Source organism: Curtobacterium sp. 320, from assembly GCF_031455235.1.
In the GTDB taxonomy this organism is placed as follows: domain Bacteria; phylum Actinomycetota; class Actinomycetes; order Actinomycetales; family Microbacteriaceae; genus Curtobacterium.
The window spans coordinates 67,852-87,839 of sequence record NZ_JAVDSI010000013.1 but is presented as its reverse complement, the minus strand read 5'-3'; the positions used below and the strand labels follow the sequence as shown (position 1 = coordinate 87,839).

The window sequence follows — 19,988 nt, the reverse complement described above, 5'->3', positions numbered from 1 at the left end:
CGACGCTCAGCGCGTGGTCGCGTCCTCGTCGTCGGTGACCGTCGCGTCGTCGGTGACCGACTCGTCGTCGGGCTCGATGACGAGCTCGGCCGGCTCCGCGGTGTCGACCGACGGTGCCGTGCCGAGCAGGCCGGTCGCGTTGGTCAGGACCCCGCGGAGGTTCTCGAGGTAGCCGGCGACGGCGTCGCGTTCGGTCCGGATGGCCGCGAGGCGGTCCTCGGACTCGGCGATGATCGCGGCGGTGCGCTCCTCGGCGTCGGCGATCATCTTGTGCACGCGGTCCTGGGCGTCCGCGACGATCGTGCGTGCGTGCTCCTGCGCGTCCGAGGTGCTGGAGCGCTCGAGGTCGTCGGCCTCCTGCTGGAGGCGCTCGGCCCGTTCGCGTGCCTCGGTCGCGCGGCGCGTCGCCTCGGCGAGCTGCAGGTTCGCCTCGTCGAGGTACTTCTGCGTCTCGGTGACGGTGTCGTGGTGCTTCTGCAGGTAGTCCTGCTCGGCGTCGTCGCGGCGGGCGGCGAGTTCCGACTCGAGGGTCGTGCGGGCCTCGTCGCGTTCGCGGGCGATCTCGGCACGGACCTCGTCGCGCTCGCGGGTGAGGTCGGCACGGGCCGTGTCGATCTCCTGCCGGAGCGCCGTGCGCTCGGCCTCGAGCGTGCCGAGCTCGGCGGTGCGGCGGTCGGCGATCTCGGTGTCGACCTCGGCGTGTTCGCGTTCGCGGCGGGCGGCGAGTTCGTTCTCGTGCTCGCGGGCGGCGCGTTCCGCGGTCGTCTCGGCCTCGGCGCGCTCCCGCTCGATGCGCGTCGCGTGCTCGTCGAGTTCGCGGGCGATGCGGTCCGCGGTCTCCTGCACGAGCCGGGCGTTCTCGGTACGGGTCTGCTCCTCGTCGACGCGGAGCTGGGCTCGTGCCGCCTCGATCTCCTGTTCGAGCGCGGCGCGGGCCGAGGCGAGTTCGCGGTCCCACTCGGCGCGGGCGGCCGCGAGCTCCTCGTCGAGGACACGGCGGCGGTCGGCGAGCTCGGTGTCGAGTTCGGCGCGACGGCGGTCGACCTCGGCGGCGAGGTCGGCGCGTCCGGTCTCGAGCTCGAGCGCGTGGGCCTGCTGCTCGTCGTCGCGTTCACGGTGCCAGGCGGCGCGACCCTCGGCGATCTCGCGCTCGAGGGCGTCGCGGCGGGTGGTCTCGTCGCGGTCGAGGTCCTCGACACGGCGGGCGTGGTCGGCCTCGAACACGCTGCGGCGGTGCTCGGTCTCGCGGTCGAGGTCGGCGGCGGCGCGACGGGCCTCGGCGGACTCGCGCTGGGTGATCTCGCGGAGCTCGGCGACCTCGTGCTCGACCTGGGCGCGCAGCGCGTTCGTCTCGCGGATCGCGACCGAGCGGACCTCGGCCGCCTCGGTCACGGCGGCACCGCGGATCGCGGCGGCCTCGTTGCGGGCGTCCTGCGTCAGGAGCCCGGCCTCGGCGCGGGCGCGTTCGACGGTGTCGGCCGACTCGGCGCGGGCACGGGTGAGCTCGTTCGTCGACCGGGTGCGGGCGTCCTCGAGCGTGTCGCGGGCTTCGTCCTGCGCCTCGCGCAGGGTGCGGTCGGCCTCGGCACGGCTCGAGGCACGGAGCCGCTGCGCGTCGATGTCGGCCTGGCTGATGAGCCGCGTGGACTGTTCCTCGGCGACGCGGAGGGTCGACTCGAGACGGGTGCCGAGGCCGCTGTACGTGGGGGTGCCGGCTTCGTCCAGCTCGCCCTGCAGCTCGGAGACGCGCGCCTGCAGGAGGCGGATCTCCTTCGCGGCGTCGGCCCGGTCGTTGTTCGACTTGATGAGCTCGCGGCGCAGATCGTTCAGCGAGCGGTCCACGTCTTCGCGGCGGTACCCGCGCAGCTCGGTCCCGAACTCTGCCTCGTCGTTCGCCACGTGTTCGCTCCTGGGTGCTCGGCGGAGGGCACAGGGAAGGCCCGGCACGATTGTAGTGGCGTGCGGAGACGGTGGGCTGTGACCGCGGACAGCGGTGGGGGATGCGCCGTCCAGACTCCCTCGCTATCCTGGAGCGCTGATTCGCGCGCCGACACCCCCACCCCGGCGCGGTAGGGAGAAGATCCGTGCGATTCGTCCTGGCGATCGTCAGTTTCGTCATCGGGCTGCTGCTCGTCGCCCTCGCGGTCGGCCAGCGGACCGTGTTCGAGCCACCGTCGTCGCTCGTCGCGGCATCGTCCTCGAAGAGCTCCGCCCCGGTGACCGTGATCCCGGGCTCGACGCTCAACGCCAACCCCGGCTACCAGCGCATCAACGTCTCCGGCTCGGGCAAGGTGTTCGCGGCCTACGGCAAGACGAGCGACGTCGACGCCTGGATCGGCGACGCGAAGCACACGACGATGCGGTTCGACGCCGAGCAGGCGAAGCTCGTCGGCCGCACGACCGGCTCCGAGTCCACCGTGCCGGACCCCGCGGGAAGCGACCTCTGGTACCAGGAGTACGACAGTGCCGGACAGTTCACCGTCCGTCTGCCCGAGGACGTCAGCGTGATCATCGTCGGCGACGGCACGGCCGCGGCCCCGAGCGACGTCTCGGTCACGTGGCCGCGCGACACCGCGACGCCGTCGGTCGGTCCGCTCCTCGTCGCCGGTGGCGTGTTCCTGGTCGGCGGCATCGTCCTGCTCGTCTGGGCGTTCGTGCACCAGCGTCGTGGCCGCGGACCCCGCCGCCGCAGCGGGGGCTCCCGTCCGCCGCGCGTGCGTGCCTCGCGCCGTGCTGCGGCCGCCGGCGCCCAGGTACCGGTCCGCGGTCGTCGCGGGCGCCGGGCGTTCGTGGCGATCCCGGTCCTGCTCGTCGGGGCCCTCGGTCTCGCGGGATGTTCGTCCGACTACTGGCCGCAGGGGGCGTCCGCGGCCAGCCCGACGCCCACCGCGACGGCGACCGGGACGGCTGCGCAGACCGAGCCGACCGCCGCCACGAAGCAGCAGATCACCCGGATCGTCCAGCGCGTCGCGTACGTGGCCAAGCGTGCCGACGACGCTCGCGACGCGAAGCTCGCCGAGCAGCGCTTCACGGGTGCGGCGCTCGACCTGCGCGCGGCGAACTACACGATCCGCGGCAAGGACTCGGACGTCGACGCCCCGCCGACGATCTCGGGGGAGCAGGTGTGCGTGGCGTTGCCGCAGCAGACCGACTCGTGGCCGCGCACCGTGTTCGCGGTCGTCGCCGAGGACTGCGACGCGAAGTCGGCCCCGCAGGCGCTGACGCTCGTGCAGGACTCCGCCCGCGACGACTACAAGGTCGCCTACGACGTCTCGCTCGAGGCCGCGGCGAAGATCCCGAGCCTCGCGCCCACGTCGATCGGTGCCGCTCTGCTCGCGTCGAACACGAAGCTGCTCGCCATCGCACCCGACGAGATCGCGAAGGCGTACGGCGACATCCTCTCGAAGGACAAGGACAGCTCGTACGCGTCGCTGTTCCAGGCGGACGGCGACGGCCTCCGGTCGACCATCGGCAAGGCCTACAAGGACAAGAAGTCCGAGTCGCTGCCGGACACCGCGAAGATCGAGTACTCGTCCGAGGTGCCCGACGACAGCGCCGTGGCGATCGCGACGGACGGTGCCGGAGCGCTCGTGTCCGCCGACCTGAACGAGGTCGAGAAGGTCACGCCGACCGCGGCCGGCGCCGAGGTGAACACCGAGGGTGCTGTGAAGGCGCTCTCCGGTGTCGACTCCAGCACGAAGGGCATCAGCGCGACCTACGGCGTGCAGCTGCTCTTCTACGTGCCCCCGGTGGGCACCGATGACAAAGTGGTCCTGCTCGGGTTCACGCAGGGCCTGACAGCAGCGAGTGAGGTGCAATGACCAACGTCCCCCCGACCCCGTCCGGTCTCCGCGGAGCCGTCGACCTGTCGTCCCTGGTGGACCGCGCCCAGCGGCCGCCCCAGCCCGGCGGGGCCGCTGCCGGCGGCCCCGGGTCCGGCGTCGCCGCCGGTGCTCCCGGCAGCGAGACCGGTGCCGACCTGACCGTCCCGTCGCTCGTCCTCGACGTCACCGACCAGACCTTCCAGGACGTCCTGCAGCTCTCCACGATCGTCCCCGTGATCGTCGACATCTGGGCCGAGTGGTGCGGGCCGTGCAAGCAGCTCTCGCCGATCCTCGAGCAGCTCACCGCCGAGTACGACGGCCGCGTGCTGCTCGCCAAGGTCGACGCCGACACGAACCCGCAGCTCGTGCAGGCGTTCCAGGCGCAGTCGATCCCGACCGTGGCCGCGCTCATCGGCGGACGCCCCCTCGGGCTCTTCGTCGGTGCGCTGCCCGAGGCGCAGGTCCGTGACGTCTACGAGCAGGTCCTGGCCGCTGCCGCCGAGAACGGTGTCTCCGGCCGCGTCACGGTCGACGGAGCGGCCCCGGCCGACGCCGTCGAGCAGGGTGAGCCCGAGCCGGAGCCGCTGCCGCCGCACCACCAGGCCGCGTACGACGCGATCGAGCAGGGCGACTACGCCACCGCGATCCAGGAGTACAAGACCGCGATCGCGCAGGACCCGCACGACCAGATGGCCGTCGCCGGGCTCGCACAGGTGTCGCTGCTCGACCGGCTGAACGGTCGCACCGCTGACGACATCCGGGCTGCTGCGGCCGCCGGGCCCTCCGACGTGCAGGCGCAGCTCGCGGTCGCCGACCTCGACATCTCGGGCGGGCACGTCGACGACGCGTTCGGCCGGTTGCTCGACCTCGTCCCGACGGTGTTCGGGGACGAGCGCGAGGCGCTCCGCGTGCGGCTCGTCGAGTACTTCGAGCTGATCGGCACCGAAGACCCGCGCGTGGTCGCCGCGCGCCGGCGTCTGGCGAGCGCGCTGTACTGAGCGCCGACGCGCCGACGCGCCGGCGCCGGGCGCGCGGGGCGCGCCGGGCGCGCCGACGCGAGCGTCGAACCACGAAACCGACGTCGAACCACGGTCACACCCTGGTTCGACGTCGGTTTCGTGGTTCCACACCGTGGTCCTGCACCGCGGTCGTGGTCGCGTCCGGGACGCGACCGCACGACGGACGGGAGGCGCGGTGCCGACTGGCACCGCGCCTCCCGTCCGTGTCGTGCGCGCGGCTAGCGCGCCAGCTTCAGCCAGACCGCGCCGAGCGGCGGCACCACGAGGTGCGCGGACGCCGGACGCCCCGCCCACGGGGTGTCCTCGGCCGTGACCACGCCGAGGTTCCCCACGCCCGACCCGCCGTACTCGGAGGCGTCGGTGTTGAGGACCTCGTCCCAGGCACCGGCCGCCGGCAACCCGAAGCGTCGCTCGACCGGCACACCGGAGAAGTTCACGAACACCGCGAGCCGGTCGTCGCCGTCCTTCCGCAGGAACCCGAGCGTCGAGTGCGGTGCGTCGCCACCCTCGATCCACTCGAAGCCGTCGGCCGTGGCGTCGTGCGTCCAGAGCGCCGGCGTCTCGCGGTACACCCGGTTGAGCGAGGACACGAGGTCCTGCACACCGCGGTGCCCCGGGTCGTCGAGGAGCCACCAGTCCAGCCCGCGTGCCTCGGACCACTCGCTGGGCTGGGCGAACTCCTGCCCCATGAAGAGCAGCTGCTTGCCGGGGTGCGCCCACATGAACGCGAGGTAGGCCCGCACGTTCGCGAGCTTCTGCCACTCGTCGCCGGGCATCTTGCCGTAGAGCGATCCCTTGCCGTGCACGACCTCGTCGTGGCTGATCGGCAGGGTGAACTGCTCGCTGAACGCGTACACGAACGAGAAGGTGATCTCGTCGTGGTGGTAGCTCCGGTACGCCGGGTCGCGCTCGATGTACTGCAGGGTGTCGTGCATCCAGCCCATGTTCCACTTCTGGCCGAACCCGAGCCCGCCCGCGCTGGTCGGCTGCGTGACGCCCGGCCACGAGGTGCTCTCCTCGGCGATCATCACGATGCCCGGGTAGCGCTTGTACGCGGTCGCGTTCGTCTCCTGCAGGAACGAGATCGCCTCGAGGTTCTCGCGTCCGCCGTGGATGTTCGGCAGCCACTCGGTGCGGGAGTAGTCGAGGTACAGCATCGAGGCGACGGCGTCCACGCGGAGCCCGTCGATGTGGAACTCCTCGAGCCAGTAGAGCGCGTTCGCGACGAGGAAGTTGCGGACCTGCGGCTGCCCGAAGTCGAACACGTACGTGCCCCAGTCGAGCTGCTCGCCACGGCGGGGGTCCGGGTGCTCGAACAGCGCGTAGCCGTCGAACTTCGCCAGGGCCCACTCGTCCTTCGGGAAGTGCCCGGGGACCCAGTCCATGATCACGCCGATGCCGGCGGAGTGCAGCCGGTCGACGAGGTACCGGAGGTCGTCGGGGGAGCCGAACCGGGCCGTCGGGGCGTAGTAGCCCGTGACCTGGTAGCCCCACGATCCGCCGAAGGGGTGCTCGGCGAGCGGCAGGAACTGCACGTGGGTGAAGCCCGTGTACTGGACGTGGCCGATGAGCTGGTCGGCGACCTCGCGGTAGGACAGCCCCGGACGCCACGAACCGAGGTGGACCTCGTAGACGCTCATCGGACGGTCGTGCGTGGTCGTCCGTGCCCGGTGCTCCATCCACTGTGCGTCGCCGTCGGACCACTCGTGGTGCGACTCGTCGATCACGGAGGCGGTCAGCGGCGGGACCTCGGTCCGCCGGGCGAACGGGTCGGCCCGCTCCACCCAGCCGGAGTCGGTGAGGAGCTGGAACTTGTACCGCTGACCGACGAGGGCGCCGGGCCAGAACAGCTCCCAGACTCCGAGGTCGGTCAGGCGACGCATCGCGGTGGTGCGGCCTTCCCAGCCCTCGAAGTCACCGATCACCCGGGCTGCGGTCGCCCGCGGGGCCCAGAGCGTGAACGAGACGCCGTCCACGCCGTCGACCGTGGTGACGTGCGCGCCGAGGTGGTGCCACAGCTGCTCGTCACGGCCCTCGCCGAAGAGGTGCAGGTCGAGCTCGCCGATCGTCGGGGGGAACCGGTAGGCGTCGTCGGTCGTCCAGGTGATGTCGTCGCTGTCGGTCGACGGGTCCGGGTCGTAGTCGGCCTCGACCCGGTACCGTCCGAGCTCGCCGGGGGTCGCGCCGGCCCAGAGGCCGTCGCCCTCGTGCGTGAGCTCGACGTCGTCGCCGTCCGGTCGGACGATCCGCACGGCGGTCGCGAGGTGGCGGACCACCCGGACGCTCGTGCCGCCGTCGACGGGGTGGGGTCCGAGGACGTCGTGGGGCTGGGACCAGCGGGCCTCGGCGACCTGCTGGCGGAGCCACTCCTCGACGGGGGCGGGACGCGGGCCGGCCGTCTCCGGCGTGGTGTCGGTCGGTCGGGAGGCGCGGGTCGACCCCGCCTCGCTCGTCGCGGCGAGCGGGCTGCCGTCTTCGCTGGTGGGCGCGTCCGCCCCGTCGCCGGGGCCGTCCGTGTCGCCCGCGTCGGCCGACGTCGTGACGCCGGTCGCGCCTCCTGTGCCGTCACCGGCGGCCGCGGAACGCTCGACGGACTCGACCGCCTCGACCGTGACGTGCCGCGGGTGGGCCGCGTCGGACGCGTGTCCGGCGAGCGTGGCCGATTCGGCGACGTCGCGGTCCGGCGCTTCCCGTCGGGCCGGGGGTGCACCGGGCAGGTCCTCGCCGGGCGCCGAGACTCGCGGCTCGTAGCGGGGGGCAGCGGGCTCCGGGGAGGCGGACGGACGCGGTCCTCCGGCTGCCGGCGGCTCCGGTGCGACGTGCTGTGCCGGGTGCGTCGGGCGCGGGGTGTCGGCCGGCATGCGGCGGGGCAGCACGGGGGGCGGGGGCGGCGGCACCGGCGGAACGCTCGGCCCCTGCCCCCGGTCGTTCGGCGCTGCGGTCGGTGCGTCGTCCTCGGGGTGGGTGTCGGTCATCGGTGGGGTCCCTCCACGACGAGCAGGTGCACGGGTTCCTGGAACGCGTCCAGGCGGACGTAGTTCGACGATCCCCAGACCCAGCGCTGCCCGGTCACGACGTCGCGGACGTCGAACGCCTGCTCCGGGTCGAGGCCGAGGGCGGCGAGGTCGAGGTGGACCGTGGTCTCACGGGCCGAGTGGGGGTCGACGTTCGCGACGACGATCACGGTGTCGTCGCGCCCGGAGCGGATGAACCGTCCGGGCAGGTGCTTGGAGTACACGACGATCGCCGGGTCCTCGGCGTCGTGCACGTGCAGGTTCCGGAGCTGGCGGAGCGCCGGGTGCGCCTGCCGGAAGCGGTTGAGCATCGTGACGTACGGCGCAAGGCTCGCACCCTCGGCCTCGGCCAGGGCGAAGTCACGAGGCTTGTACTCGTACTTCTCGTTGTCGATGTTCTCTTCCGAGCCGGGGCGTGCGACGTCCTCGAACAGCTCGTACCCGGAGTACATCCCCCACGTCGGCGCACCGGTGGCCGCGAGCGCCGCACGGATCTTGTACCCGGCGCGGCCGCCGAACTGCAGGTACTCGGTGAGGATGTCGGGCGTGTTCACGAACAGGTTCGGACGCAGGTACGCGCTCGTCTCGTGCGAGAGCTCGTCGAAGTAGTCGGCGATCTCGTCCTTCGAGTTCCGCCACGTGAAGTACGAGTACGACTGCTGGAACCCGACCTCGGCGAGGGCCCGCATCATCGCCGGGCTCGTGAACGCCTCGGCGAGGAACACGGTGTCGGGGTGCTCGTCGCGGATCTCGCGGATGACCCGTTCCCAGAACCAGAGCGGCTTGGTGTGCGGGTTGTCCACGCGGAAGATGCGGATGCCGAGGGCGATCCAGTGGCGCAGGACCCGCAGAACCTCGGCGACGATCCCCTCGGGGTCGGTGTCGAACTGGATCGGGTAGATGTCCTGGTAGCGCTTCGGCGGGTTCTCGGCCGTGGCGATGGAGCCGTCCGCGCGCACCGTGAACCACTCGGGGTGCTCGGTGACCCAGGGGTGGTCGGGCGAGCACTGCAGGGCGAAGTCGAGCGCGACCTCCATCCCGGTGTTCTTCGCCGTCTCGACGAAGTCGCGGAAGTCGTCCTCGGTGCCGAGGTCCGGGTGGATGGCGTCGTGCCCGCCGTCGGGGCCGCCGATGGCCCACGGGCTGCCGGGGTCGTGCGGGCCGGGGGTGAGCGTGTTGTTCGGGCCCTTTCGCGCGGTCGTGCCGATGGGGTGGATCGGCGGCAGGTACACCACGTCGAAGCCCATGCGGGCGACACCCGGGAGCCGTCGTGCCGCGGTGCGGAAGTCGCCGCTCTTCCACGAGCCGTCGGGGTTCTTCTTCGCGCCTTCGCTGCGGGGGAAGAACTCGTACCAGGCGCCGACACCGGCGCGGGTGCGCTCGACGTCGAGCAGCTGCGTGGGCGAGTGCGTCCGGAGCGAGGTGAGCGGCGCTTCTTCGACCTCGCCCGTGATGCGCGGGTCGTCGACGGCGGCGAGTCGCTCGGCCGGGTCGAGGTCGGTGTCGCGGATGCGCGCCGCCGCACGCGTGGCGGCGGGGGAGTCGGTCTCGTCGGCGAGTCGGTCGAGGAGCGCCGCCCCGTCGAGCAGGGTGGCCTCGGTGTCGACGCCCGCGGCGATCTTCAGGCGGGCACCGTGCAGCCAGGACGACCAGTCGTCGGCGTAGGACTCGACGTGCCACGTCCACACGCCGGTGTGGTCGACCTGGACGGTCGCTTCGTAGCGGTCGGTGCCCGGGGCGACGAGCACCATCGGGACCGTCCGGGTGCCGCCGTCCGGTCGTTCGAGGACGAGGTCGGCGCCGATGACACCGTGCCCTTCGCGGAAGACGGTCGCACCGAACGTGATCACCTCGCCGTCGAACGCCTTGCCCGGGAACCCGTTGGGCGTCGTGGGGGCGAGCTCGGTGATCGGGATGCGCCCGATCTTCGGTCGGCGGGGTCGGTCTGCAGTGGCCACGGAGCCGACGTTACCCGGCGAGCGCCTCCGCGTTCCCCGGAACGTGCCGTCCGTGGAGACCCGGGCGCGCCGTGGCGCTGTGGAGGAGCACCGCGCGACCGTCGTGCCGGAGCCGACCCGCGCCTCCTGGACGGGCCGCCGTCAGGCGATCTCGAACACGTGGATGCCCGGCCCGTACGCCGTGAACACCTGACCCGCGGGCCGGAGCCGCTCGTGGTCGCGGTGCTTCTCGCTGGACCAGGCGAGCCGGTACCCGAGCACGTCCTCGCGCACGGGCAGCGTCATGTCCCGCGTGCGCCCGCTGCCGTGCACCACCACGAGGACGCGGTCGAACGGCTCGTGCTCCGGCGTCGACTCGACGAAGTACTGCAGTGCGCGGTGGATCGGCTGGTCCCACCCCTCGGCCGTCATCGGGTGGCCGTCGGGCCCGTACCAGGACATCCGGGACGCGCCGGGGGTCTCCTGCCCCTCGACGCCGAACCGGGTCGGCCGGAGCGCGGGGTGCGCGGCGCGGAGCCGTGCGAGCGCCGAGACGGCCTCGGTCATCGCCTCGGCGTCCTCGTCGTCCGACCAGTCGACCGGGGTGAGGTCCTCGGACACCACGTAGGCGTTGTTGTTGCCGTGCTGCGTCCGGCTCCGCTCGTCGCCGGCGGTGAGCATCGGCACGCCCGCGGAGAGCATGAGCGTCGCGACGAGGTTCCGCATCGACCGGCCCCGTGCCGCCCGCACGCCGCGGTCGGCGGTGTCGCCCTCGATGCCGTGGTTGAACGAGCGGTTGTCGTTCGAGCCGTCGCGGTTCTCCTCGCCGTTCGCCTCGTTGTGCTTGCCGTCGTACGACACCAGGTCGAGCAGGGTGAAGCCGTCGTGGGCGGTGACGAAGTTGATGCCGGCGAGCGGCCCGCGTGCCGTGTCGAAGAGGTGGCGCGAGCCGGTCAGGGCCCCGGCGAGCGCGCCGATGCCGGTGGCGGGGGCGCCGTGGCGTCGTTCCTCGGCGATGTCGGTGAGCCAGAACTGCCGCACGGTGTTCCGGAAGCCGTCGTTCCACTCGCTCGTGCGCGCGCCGAACGAGCCCGTCTTCCACCCGTCCGGTCCGACGTCCCACGGTTCGGCGACGAGCAGGGTGTCCTGCAGGTCCGGGTGGTTCCGGATCCGCTCGAGCAGCGGGTGCGACGGGTCGAACAGGTGGTCGGCGTCGCGGCCGAGCGCCGCCATCAGGTCGAACCGGAACCCGTCGACCTGCACCTCGCGCGCCCAGTAGCGCAGGCTGTCGACGATGAGGTCGGCCGTGGCCTCGACCGAGGTGTCGAGAGTGTTGCCGCAGCCGGTGGTGTCGTAGTACGAGGCGCCGTCGGCGGTCCACCGGTAGCGGTTCGCCCCGTCGATGCCCCGGAGCGAGGTCGTCGGGCCGCCGAGGCCCTCTTCTGCGGTGTGGTTGTAGACGACGTCGAGGACGACCTGGATACCGGCGGCGTGCAGGAGCCGGACCATGCCCTTGAACTCGCGCAGCACCGCGGAGGCGCCCTCGGCCCGCGCACCGGGGGAGGCGTGGGCGGCGTGCGGCGCGAAGAACCCGAGCGTGTTGTAGCCCCAGGCGTTCTCGCGTCCGGCGTCCCGCAGCCACCGTTCGGTGTCGAAGGCGTGCACGGGCAGCAGCTCCAGCGTGGTCACGCCGATCCGGTGCAGGTGCGCGATGGTGCTCTCGTGGGCGACGCCGGCGTACGTGCCGCGGAGGTCCTCCGGGACGGCCGGGTTCGTCGCGGTCAGGGTCCGGACGTTCGCCTCGTACACGACGACCCGGTCGAGCGGCGTCGTCGGCTTGACCACCCCGCCCCAGTCGAACGCGTCGTCGACCACGACACCCGTCCAGCGTGGTCCGACGCCGCGCACGATCCCACGGGCGTACGGGTCGAGCAGCGGACGCACCGCGTCGAACGCGTCGCGCGGACCGGCGGGACCGTCCACGAGCAGGTGGTACGTGTCCCCGGGTTCGACTCCCGGCACGGCACCCGCCCAGACGTCGCCGGACCGCGTCAGCGGGAACGTGCCGCGGCCGTCGACCACGACCGACACGGCCGTCGCCGTCGCCGACCGCACCGAGAACCGCGGGACGTCGGCGGTCAGGAGGAACCCCGGGGTCTCGTCGATCGCCGTCTCGTGCATGGCACCAAGGGTACGAGGACCGACGAGTATCCTGGAAACGCTCGTTCAGGGGGTGCAGATGCCGGTCTACCTCGACCACGCCGCGACGACGCCGATCCTGCCGGAGGCGCTCGCCGCGTTCACCGCCGCGCTCGGCACCGTCGGCAACCCGTCGTCGATCCACAGCGCGGGGCAGCAGGCGAAGATGCTGCTCGAGGACGGCCGCGCCGCCGTCGCCGCCTCGCTCGACGCCGACCCGGTCGAGGTCGTCTTCACCTCCGGCGGCACCGAGAGCATCAACCTCGCCGTGAAGGGCATGTTCTGGGCGCGGCAGCAGGACCGTCCGCGCCCGCGCATCGTCGTCCCCGGTGGGGAGCACCACGCGACGGTCGACACCGTCGAGTGGCTCGAGCGCCACGAGGGCGCGGTCGTCGACGTGGTCCCGTTGGACGCGCAGGGTCGCGTCGACCTGGTGGCCCTGGAGGCGCGGCTCGCCGACGCCTCGGACGTCGCCCTGGTCACGTTCCTGTGGGCGAACAACGAGGTCGGCACGATCGCGCCGGTGTCGCGGATCGTCGAGCTCGCGCACGCCGCGGGCGTGCCCGTCCACAGCGACGCGGTCGCCGCGTACGGCCAGGTACCGGTGTCGTTCGCCGCCTCCGGGCTCGACGCGTTGAGCGTGTCGGCGCACAAGATCGGCGGCCCGGTCGGCATCGGCGCGCTCGTCCTCGGCCGTCGTGCGACCGTCGAGCCGCTCATCCACGGGGGCGGGCAGCAGCGCCAGGTGCGGAGCGGGACGCAGGACGCCCCGGCAGCGGCGGCCTTCGGGGTCGCGGCCTCCATGCCGCACGCGGACGTCCGGGCACTGCGGGACCGGCTCGTCGCCGGGGTCCGGGCAGCGGTGCCCACCGCGGTGCTGATGGGGGACCCGGTCGACCGACTCCCCGGCAACGCGCACTTCACGTTCCCGGGCTGCGAGGGGGACTCGCTGCTCTTCCTGCTCGACGCCGCCGGGGTCGCGGTGTCGACCGGCTCCGCGTGCCAGGCCGGCGTGCCCGAGGCCTCGCACGTCCTGCTCGCCATGGGCCTGTCGGAGCAGGACGCCCGCGGTGCGCTCCGGATCACGCTCGGGCACACCACGACCGATGCCGACGTCGACGCGTTCCTCGCCGCCCTGCCGGACGCGGTGGCACGCGCCGGAGCCGCGGGGATGGCGTCGAGGGAACCGCTCCTGGGACGCTGACCGGTCCACCGGGGCCGAGCCGCGCCTCCTGGCCGGTCCGACGCGTCCGCCCTGGCCGGTAGGATCGGTGATCATGGTCGAACTGGACTTCACCGAGCAGCTCTCCGCCCTCCGCGAGACCTTCGGCAACATCCGCTCGGTGGTCGACGTCGACCGCCTGCAGCGTGAGATCGCCGACCTCAGCGAGCAGGCCGGGGCCCAGGACCTCTGGGACGACGTCGAGCACGCGCAGCAGGTGACGAGCGCGCTCTCGCACCGGCAGTCGGAGCTGAAGAAGATCACCGACACCGAGCGCCGCATCGACGACCTCGAGGTGTTGGTCGAGATGGCGAACGAGGCCGACGACCAGGACTCCGCCGACGAAGCTGCTGCCGAGCTCAAGGCGATCCAGAAGACGATGGGCGACCTCGAGGTGCAGACGCTCCTCGACGGTGAGTACGACGACCGCCCCGCGGTCATCACGATCCGTGCCGGTGCCGGTGGTGTCGACGCCGCGGACTTCGCCGAGATGCTGCTGCGCATGTACCTCCGCTACTCGGAGCAGCACGGCTACAAGACCACCGTGATGGACACGTCCTACGCGGAAGAAGCGGGCATCAAGTCCGCCACGTTCGAGGTCGACGCCCCGCACGCGTTCGGCACCCTGTCGGTCGAGGCCGGCACCCACCGCCTCGTCCGGATGTCGCCGTTCGGCGCCGCGGGCAAGCGGCAGACGTCGTTCGCCGCGGTCGAGGTCATCCCGCTCATGCCGGAGACCGAGTCGATCGACATCCCCGAGAACGACATCCGCGTCGACGTGTTCCGCTCGTCGGGCCCCGGTGGGCAGTCGGTCAACACGACGGACTCCGCGGTCCGCCTGACCCACATCCCGACCGGCACCGTCGTCTCGATGCAGAACGAGAAGTCGCAGATCCAGAACCGTGCGGCCGCCATGCGCGTGCTGCAGTCGCGCCTCCTGCTCCTCAAGAAGGAAGAGGAGAACGCGAAGAAGAAGGAACTGGCCGGCAACATCACGGCGAGCTGGGGCGACCAGATCCGCTCGTACGTGCTGGCGCCGTACCAGATGGTCAAGGACCTGCGGAGCGAGCACGAGGTGAACAACCCCTCAGCCGTGTTCGACGGTGACCTCGACGGGTTCATCAACGCGGGCATCCGCTGGCGCAAGCAATCCGACGATTCCTGAGCCGCGCGCCTCGGTTGATTTCCGGGCGACGCGACCTACCCTGATCCGGTCATGATCAAATTCGACCAGGTCACCAAGGTGTACTCGGGCAACCCGAGCCCCGCCCTCGACGCCATCTCCCTCGAGATCCTCAAGGGGGAGTTCGTCTTCCTCGTGGGCGCGTCCGGGTCCGGCAAGTCCAGCTTCCTCCGCCTCGTGCTGAAGGAGGAGAAGCCGTCGCGCGGGCAGATCCACGTGCTCGGGCAGCGGCTCGGCGCCCTGTCGTCGCGCAAGGTCCCGTACTTCCGTCGAAACCTCGGCGTGGTCTTCCAGGACTTCCGGCTCCTGCCGAACAAGAACGTGTTCGACAACGTCGCGTTCTCGCTGCAGGTGATCGGCAAGAGCAAGGGCTTCATCAGCGAGGCCGTCACCGACGTGCTGAAGCTCGTGGGCCTCGCCGGCAAGGCGACCCGCATGCCGCACGAACTCTCCGGCGGTGAGCAGCAGCGCGTGGCGATCGCCCGAGCCGTCGTCAACAAGCCGGCGATCCTCCTCGCCGACGAGCCCACCGGCAACCTCGACCCGACGACCTCGGCCGGGATCATGGCGCTCCTCGAACGCATCAACCAGGGAGGCACCACCGTGCTCATGGCGACCCACGACGCCAGCATCGTCAACCAGATGCAGCGCCGCGTCATCGAGCTCTCGAACGGGACCATCTTGCGCGACGAGCAGTCCGGCGGCTACCAGACCCAGGCTGTGCCGATCCAGCGCGCGGGCGTCTCGAACACCACCGGCATCCAGACCATCCCGGGGATCATCCGATGAGGCTCGGGCTCGTCATGTCCGAGGTCGGCTCGGGCCTGCGGCGCAACGCGTCCATGGTCGTGTCCGTCGTCCTCGTGACCTTCATCTCGCTCACCTTCGTCGGCACCGCGATCCTGCTCCAGATGCAGATCAACCAGATGAAGGGGTACTGGTACGACCGGGCGCAGGTCGCGGTCTACCTCTGCACCGACACCGACACCACTGGTAACTGCACGGGCGCCAAGGCCACCGACGACCAGCGCAAGCAGGTCCAGGAGCAGCTCGACTCGTCGACCCTCAAGCCGTACATCGAGAAGACGTACTACGAGGACCAGGACCAGGCGTACGACCGGTTCAAGCAGCAGTTCAAGGACTCGCCGGCGACGGAGTTCGTCAAGCCCGAGTACCTCAACGAGACGTTCTGGGTGAACCTGAAGAACCCGTCGCAGGCGGACGTCCTCGTCGAGAGCCTGTCGAAGGTCGCCGGCGTGCAGAGCGTGGTCGACCAGCGCGGGTACCTGCAACCGATCTTCAACCTGCTCAACGCCTCGTCGTACACGGCGATCGGGATCGCGGCGCTCATGCTCGTCGCCGCCGTGCTGCTCATCGCCACCACGATCCGGTTGTCCGCGTTCAGTCGACGGCGAGAGCTCGGCATCATGCGCCTGGTGGGGGCGTCGAACCGGTTCATCCAGACACCCTTCGTGCTCGAGGGGGTGATCGCCGCTGCCATCGGGGCCGTCCTGGCCGGTGGCGCGATCACTGCGGTGGTCTGGTTCTTCGTGCGGAACTACCTCGCGCAGCGGTTCTCGGGCACGGCGTTCATCGGCATGGGGGACGCGGCCGTCGTGGTGCCGTCGGTGATCGTGATCGGCATCGTGCTGGCGGGACTGTCCGCCTTCGTCGCGATCCGCCGCTACCTGAAGGTCTGACGCGTCGGCGGTCGTGCTGGCCGAGTCTCGGGCCGGCGGACACTTTCGTGCCTCCGGTGCCGCGAAAGTGTCCGCGTGGCCGAGTCTCGGCGGCAGCCGACACCGGCCCGGCGCGGGCGGCGCGCCGGGAAGGTGCGGTGGGTGCCGCGCGTTGGGTAGTCTGTAGGGCTGCGCATCAGCAGCGACCGCACGGAAGGAGACACGCATGGCGAAGGAACGCGGCGAGAAGATCGTGGCGACGAACCGTCGCGCGCGTCACGACTACCTGATCGAGGACACGTACGAGGCCGGCATGGTGTTGTCCGGCACCGAGGTGAAGTCCCTCCGCGAAGGGCGCGCCTCGCTCGTCGACGGGTACGCCTTCATCGACGGCGGTGAAGCCTGGCTCGACGCCGTGCACATCCCCGAGTACACCGAGGGCACGTGGAACAACCACGCTCCCCGGCGCAAGCGCAAGCTGCTCCTCCACAAGCAGCAGATCGTGAGGATCTCGCACAAGACGGCGCAGGGCGGCTACACGCTCGTGCCGCTGCAGATCTACTTCCACGACGGCCGGGCCAAGGTGGAGATCGCGGTCGCGAAGGGCAAGCGGGAGTTCGACAAGCGCCAGGCCCTGCGCGAGAAGACGGACAAGCGCGAGGCCGAGCGGGCCATGCGCACCCGGAACCGCGTCGGCGAGTAGCGCGGTCGCACCTCGGTCGGCTAGACTGAGGGACTGCTCCGATCGGAGCATTGGCAACTCAAGAGCGTGACAGCGGTTCGCACGTCCGGCCCGCATGGGGATGATCGGTTTCGACATTGCCTGTGTGCCGACGGGAAGCGGGCCGAGGACCCACGGTCATCTCGTCAACGATCCGTGGAAAACAACAAGTGCCAATTCCAAGCGCACTGACTTCGCTCTCGCTGCGTAAGCAGCCCAGCACATGAAGTCCGTCGGCCAGGTGATCGTCTTCTAACCTGAGTTCCGGCGTCATCCAGAGGACTTGCTGCACGGTTGCGCCTCAGGGCCGTGCGGGACTTGCACTGAGACTGGGCCCGTCGTCCTAGAAGCCGGTAGCAAAGGACGGGGCCGAGCAGAACGAACCATCCGGATACGCCCGTAGAAGACGTCGAATTGCAGCGATGGACGGGGGTTCGATTCCCCCCATCTCCACCATTCGCCGGACGCCGCACCGCTGTCACGCACTGCCACACCGAACGCCCCGACACCGTCCCCGGACGATGCCGGGGCGTTCGCTGTCCCGCCACCTCCGAGGACTACGATCCGCAGCAGGCGCGGGAACACGCCCGTGCCCACGAACGGGAGGTCCACGTGGTGCAGGAGATCGCGATCCGAGTCCGTCTGCGCGAGCAGGAGCGAGTGGTGCTCGCCGACTACGAGCGGGCGGTGGGCTCGGTCGCGACCGTCGCTGCGCTGGCCGCGTGGCTGCCGACGCCGGACGCCCGGTTGGTCATCCGTGGGCGTGGGGCCGAGCCGGTCCGCCTCGAGACGGTGACGTACGGCGCGGTGATCGAGATGCTCGTCGTGCTCGACCAGCGGTCCGCAGCCGTCGAGCGAGGGGCCGCCGCGATCGCCGCGCTCATCGAGTCCGTGCGGCACGAGCACGTCGAGGACGACGTGTCCGGTGTGGCCGGCGAGCTCGACCGCCTCGACCGTTCGGCGCCGCGGGGTCGTTCGGTGGTCGAACGGTCGCTCCGTGCCTTCCTCGAGGGTGCCCGCGCCGACGTGCTCGCCCGGAAGACGACGACCCGCGTCCGGGCAGCCCAGGCGCTCGTCCGGCTCGCCGAGGACGGTGCGTCGATCGTCGTCGAGCGGGTGGAGGACGCGCTCGCGCCGACGCTCGAGGAGCACGAGGTCGACGTCCTCGCCGACACGGGGAGCGCGGTGGTGGTCGAGCCCGTCGACGGGGTCGAGTCGCCCGAGCCCGAGCCGGACAAGAAGGGCAAGCAGAAGTCCGACAAGAAGAAGTCCGGCAAGAAGCAGGACGCGAAGAAGAAGTCGGACAAGAAGTCGGACAAGAAGCCGGACGACAAGAAGAAGTCGGACAAGAAGAGCAAGAAGAAGCACGACAAGAAGTAGCCTGAGGGCTTGTACAGCACGTTTGTTTCCATTGTGTTAAACAATCCGACCAAAGTGCTGTCACGGTGCCAGAGTCGATGAGCGCAGCCCCCGTCCGAGGGGCGGCGCTCATCGACAGGAGCAACAGTGGCTACAACGACACAGGCGCTGCCGGACTCCGGCCTCAAGCGCAACGTCGGCTTCATCGGGCTCATCTGGGCCTCGACGGGGTCGATCATCGGCTCCGGCTGGCTCTTCGGTTCGCAGGAGGCCCTGAAGACCGCCGGGCCCGCCGCGATCATCTCGTGGCTCATCGGTGGCGTGGCGATCCTCGTCCTCGCACTCGTGCACGCCGAGCTCGGCGGCATGTTCCCGATCGCGGGTGGAACAGCGCGGTTCCCCCACATCGCCTTCGGCGGCATCGCCGGAGCCTCCTTCGGGTGGTTCTCGTGGCTGCAGTCCGTGACGGTCGCCCCGATCGAGGTCGAGGCGATGATCAAGTACGCGCAGCACTGGCAGTTCGCCCACCCGTGGCTGCACACCGTGGTCATCGAGGGGGAGACCCAGCAGCTGCTGACCGGCGCCGGGATCGCGGTCGCGATCGTCCTGATGGCCGTCGTCACGGTGATCAACATGCTCAGCGTGAAGATCCTCGCGAACACGAACTCCGCGGCGACCTGGTGGAAGGTCGCCATCCCCCTGCTGGTCATCATCGTCCTGGCGTTCAGCGGGTTCCACGGCTCGAACTTCACGGCGGCGGACGGCTTCATGCCCGAGGGTGCGAAAGGCATCCTCGCCGCGGTGTCGACGTCGGGCATCATCTTCGCGTTCCTCGGCTTCGAGCAGGCGGACCAGCTCGCCGGCGAGGCCAAGAACCCGAAGCGCGACATCCCGCGCGCTGTCATCGGCTCGGTGCTCATCGGGCTCGTGATCTACCTGCTGCTGCAGATCGTGTTCCTCGGCGTCCTGCGCTCCGACGCGATCCAGGGCTCGTGGGCGACCGCGGACTTCACGAAGTACACCGGACCGTTCGCCGACATCGCGATGGCGGCCGGCATCACCTGGCTCGCCGTGGTCATCTTCATCGACGCGATCATCTCGCCCGCCGGCACCGGCCTCATCTACGTGACGGCCACGAGCCGCATCTCGTACGGCCTCAGCCGCAACGGGTACTTCCCGAAGGCCTTCGAGTGGACGACGAAGCAGGGCGTGCCCTGGGTCGGCCTGATCGTGGCGTTCGTCGTCGGGTGCGCGTGCTTCGCGCCGTTCCCATCGTGGCAGGGGCTGGTCAGCCTCATCACGAGTGCGTCCGTCCTGATGTACGCGGGTGCACCGTTGGCCCTCGGCGCGTTCCGGAAGCGGATCCCCGAGGTCGAGCGCCCCTACCGGATGCCGGCCGCGACGCTGCTCTCACCGATCGCGTTCGTCGTCGCGAACCTCATCATCCTCTGGACCGGGTGGGACACCGACTGGAAGCTCGGGGTCGCGATCCTCATCGGTGCCGTGGTGATCATCCTGAACAACGTGTTCCGCGGCGCCTCGAGCGTCCGCCCGCGCTGGGACTGGAAGGCGGCCCAGTGGCTGCTGCCGTACCTGATCGGCATGGGGCTCATCGTGTTCCTCAGCGACTTCGGCCCGCTGACGCACCCGGTGTTCCCGCTGTGGATCGACATCGTCGTGGTGGCGGTGTTCTCCCTGGTGATCTACTACTGGGCGATCAACTCGGCGTCCGACCGCGACGAGATCCTCCGCACCGCCGAGGACGTCCGAGACGTCGAGGAGAGCGGCGTCGTGGAGCCCGTCCACCACTAGGACCCGCGCCACGGGGCGC

Annotated in this window: 13 protein-coding genes and 1 other RNA gene; 10 read left to right on the top strand and 4 right to left on the bottom strand. The window is 70.9% G+C overall.

All coding sequences use genetic code 11. The features are described 5' to 3' along the window. Positions 1-6: 6 nt before the first annotated feature. The gene (locus J2X60_RS15845; RefSeq protein ID WP_309888847.1) at positions 7-1,899 is read right to left on the bottom strand and encodes a hypothetical protein; all 1,893 of its coding nucleotides are present in this window, start codon (positions 1,897-1,899) and stop codon (positions 7-9) included. A gap of 185 nt (positions 1,900-2,084) precedes the next feature. On the opposite strand from J2X60_RS15845, the gene J2X60_RS15840 reads away from it, so the two are divergent. Together J2X60_RS15840 and J2X60_RS15835 are read left to right on the top strand one after the other, a co-directional pair. Then, complete coding sequence (locus J2X60_RS15840; RefSeq protein ID WP_071296164.1) at positions 2,085-3,821, top strand: hypothetical protein; 1,737 nt, start codon at positions 2,085-2,087, stop codon at positions 3,819-3,821. Further along, positions 3,818-4,822, top strand: a complete 1,005-nt coding sequence (locus J2X60_RS15835) for a tetratricopeptide repeat protein (protein ID WP_309779823.1) — start codon at positions 3,818-3,820, stop codon at positions 4,820-4,822. The genes J2X60_RS15840 and J2X60_RS15835 overlap by 4 nt, the downstream gene beginning before the upstream one ends. Positions 4,823-5,061: 239 nt before the next feature. On the opposite strand, the gene glgB is transcribed toward J2X60_RS15835, so the two are convergent. The 3 genes from glgB to J2X60_RS15820 all read right to left on the bottom strand — a co-directional run bounded on the left by glgB (position 5,062) and on the right by J2X60_RS15820 (position 11,975). Next, positions 5,062-7,818 (bottom strand): 1,4-alpha-glucan branching protein GlgB, encoded by a 2,757-nt coding sequence (gene glgB / locus J2X60_RS15830; protein ID WP_309888844.1) that lies wholly within the window; start codon positions 7,816-7,818, stop codon positions 5,062-5,064. Continuing rightward, positions 7,815-9,815, bottom strand: a complete 2,001-nt coding sequence (locus J2X60_RS15825; protein ID WP_309888842.1) for an alpha-1,4-glucan--maltose-1-phosphate maltosyltransferase — start codon at positions 9,813-9,815, stop codon at positions 7,815-7,817. Before J2X60_RS15825 ends, glgB begins: the two co-directional genes overlap by 4 nt. 141 nt (positions 9,816-9,956) lie before the next feature. Beyond that, on the bottom strand, positions 9,957-11,975 hold the full coding sequence (locus tag J2X60_RS15820) for a glycogen debranching enzyme (RefSeq protein WP_309888841.1): 2,019 nt from the start codon (positions 11,973-11,975) through the stop codon (positions 9,957-9,959). Positions 11,976-12,033: 58 nt separating this feature from the next. Between J2X60_RS15820 and J2X60_RS15815 the strand changes: the two genes are divergently transcribed. The 8 genes from J2X60_RS15815 (at position 12,034) to J2X60_RS15780 (ending at position 19,969) form a co-directional block, all read left to right on the top strand. After that, positions 12,034-13,197, top strand: a complete 1,164-nt coding sequence (locus J2X60_RS15815; RefSeq protein ID WP_309888839.1) for a cysteine desulfurase family protein — start codon at positions 12,034-12,036, stop codon at positions 13,195-13,197. Positions 13,198-13,270: 73 nt separating this feature from the next. Further along, entirely contained in the window at positions 13,271-14,380 is a 1,110-nt protein-coding gene (gene prfB / locus J2X60_RS15810; protein ID WP_070419094.1) for a peptide chain release factor 2, read from the top strand. A gap of 51 nt (positions 14,381-14,431) precedes the next feature. Next, on the top strand, positions 14,432-15,187 hold the full coding sequence (ftsE, locus tag J2X60_RS15805) for a cell division ATP-binding protein FtsE (RefSeq protein ID WP_070416382.1): 756 nt from the start codon (positions 14,432-14,434) through the stop codon (positions 15,185-15,187). Next, positions 15,184-16,098, top strand: coding sequence for a permease-like cell division protein FtsX (ftsX, locus tag J2X60_RS15800; protein ID WP_070416381.1), 915 nt, complete (start codon positions 15,184-15,186; stop codon positions 16,096-16,098). Before ftsE ends, ftsX begins: the two co-directional genes overlap by 4 nt. 205 nt (positions 16,099-16,303) lie before the next feature. Further along, positions 16,304-16,780 carry an SsrA-binding protein SmpB gene (gene smpB / locus J2X60_RS15795; RefSeq protein WP_309888837.1) on the top strand — a complete coding sequence of 159 codons (477 nt, stop codon included), beginning with the start codon at positions 16,304-16,306 and terminating at the stop codon, positions 16,778-16,780. A 96-nt stretch (positions 16,781-16,876) separates the two neighbouring features. Then, positions 16,877-17,254: a transfer-messenger RNA gene (ssrA, locus tag J2X60_RS15790) on the top strand. A gap of 156 nt (positions 17,255-17,410) precedes the next feature. After that, positions 17,411-18,178, top strand: a complete 768-nt coding sequence (locus J2X60_RS15785; protein WP_309888835.1) for a hypothetical protein — start codon at positions 17,411-17,413, stop codon at positions 18,176-18,178. A 126-nt stretch (positions 18,179-18,304) separates the two neighbouring features. Then, complete coding sequence (locus tag J2X60_RS15780) at positions 18,305-19,969, top strand: APC family permease (protein ID WP_070416379.1); 1,665 nt, start codon at positions 18,305-18,307, stop codon at positions 19,967-19,969. Positions 19,970-19,988 lie beyond the last annotated feature (19 nt).

What these genes read in the sequence shown, in the direction of transcription:
- ftsX (WP_070416381.1), top strand. Translation starts at nt 15,184, where the DNA reads ATGAGGCTCGGGCTCGTCATGTCCGAGGTCGGCTCGGGCCTGCGGCGC.
- J2X60_RS15820 (WP_309888841.1), bottom strand. Translation starts at nt 11,975, where the DNA reads ATGCACGAGACGGCGATCGACGAGACCCCGGGGTTCCTCCTGACCGCC.
- smpB (WP_309888837.1), top strand. Translation starts at nt 16,304, where the DNA reads ATGGCGAAGGAACGCGGCGAGAAGATCGTGGCGACGAACCGTCGCGCG.
- J2X60_RS15815 (WP_309888839.1), top strand. Translation starts at nt 12,034, where the DNA reads ATGCCGGTCTACCTCGACCACGCCGCGACGACGCCGATCCTGCCGGAG.
- prfB (WP_070419094.1), top strand. Translation starts at nt 13,271, where the DNA reads ATGGTCGAACTGGACTTCACCGAGCAGCTCTCCGCCCTCCGCGAGACC.
- ftsE (WP_070416382.1), top strand. Translation starts at nt 14,432, where the DNA reads ATGATCAAATTCGACCAGGTCACCAAGGTGTACTCGGGCAACCCGAGC.
- J2X60_RS15835 (WP_309779823.1), top strand. Translation starts at nt 3,818, where the DNA reads ATGACCAACGTCCCCCCGACCCCGTCCGGTCTCCGCGGAGCCGTCGAC.
- glgB (WP_309888844.1), bottom strand. Translation starts at nt 7,818, where the DNA reads ATGACCGACACCCACCCCGAGGACGACGCACCGACCGCAGCGCCGAAC.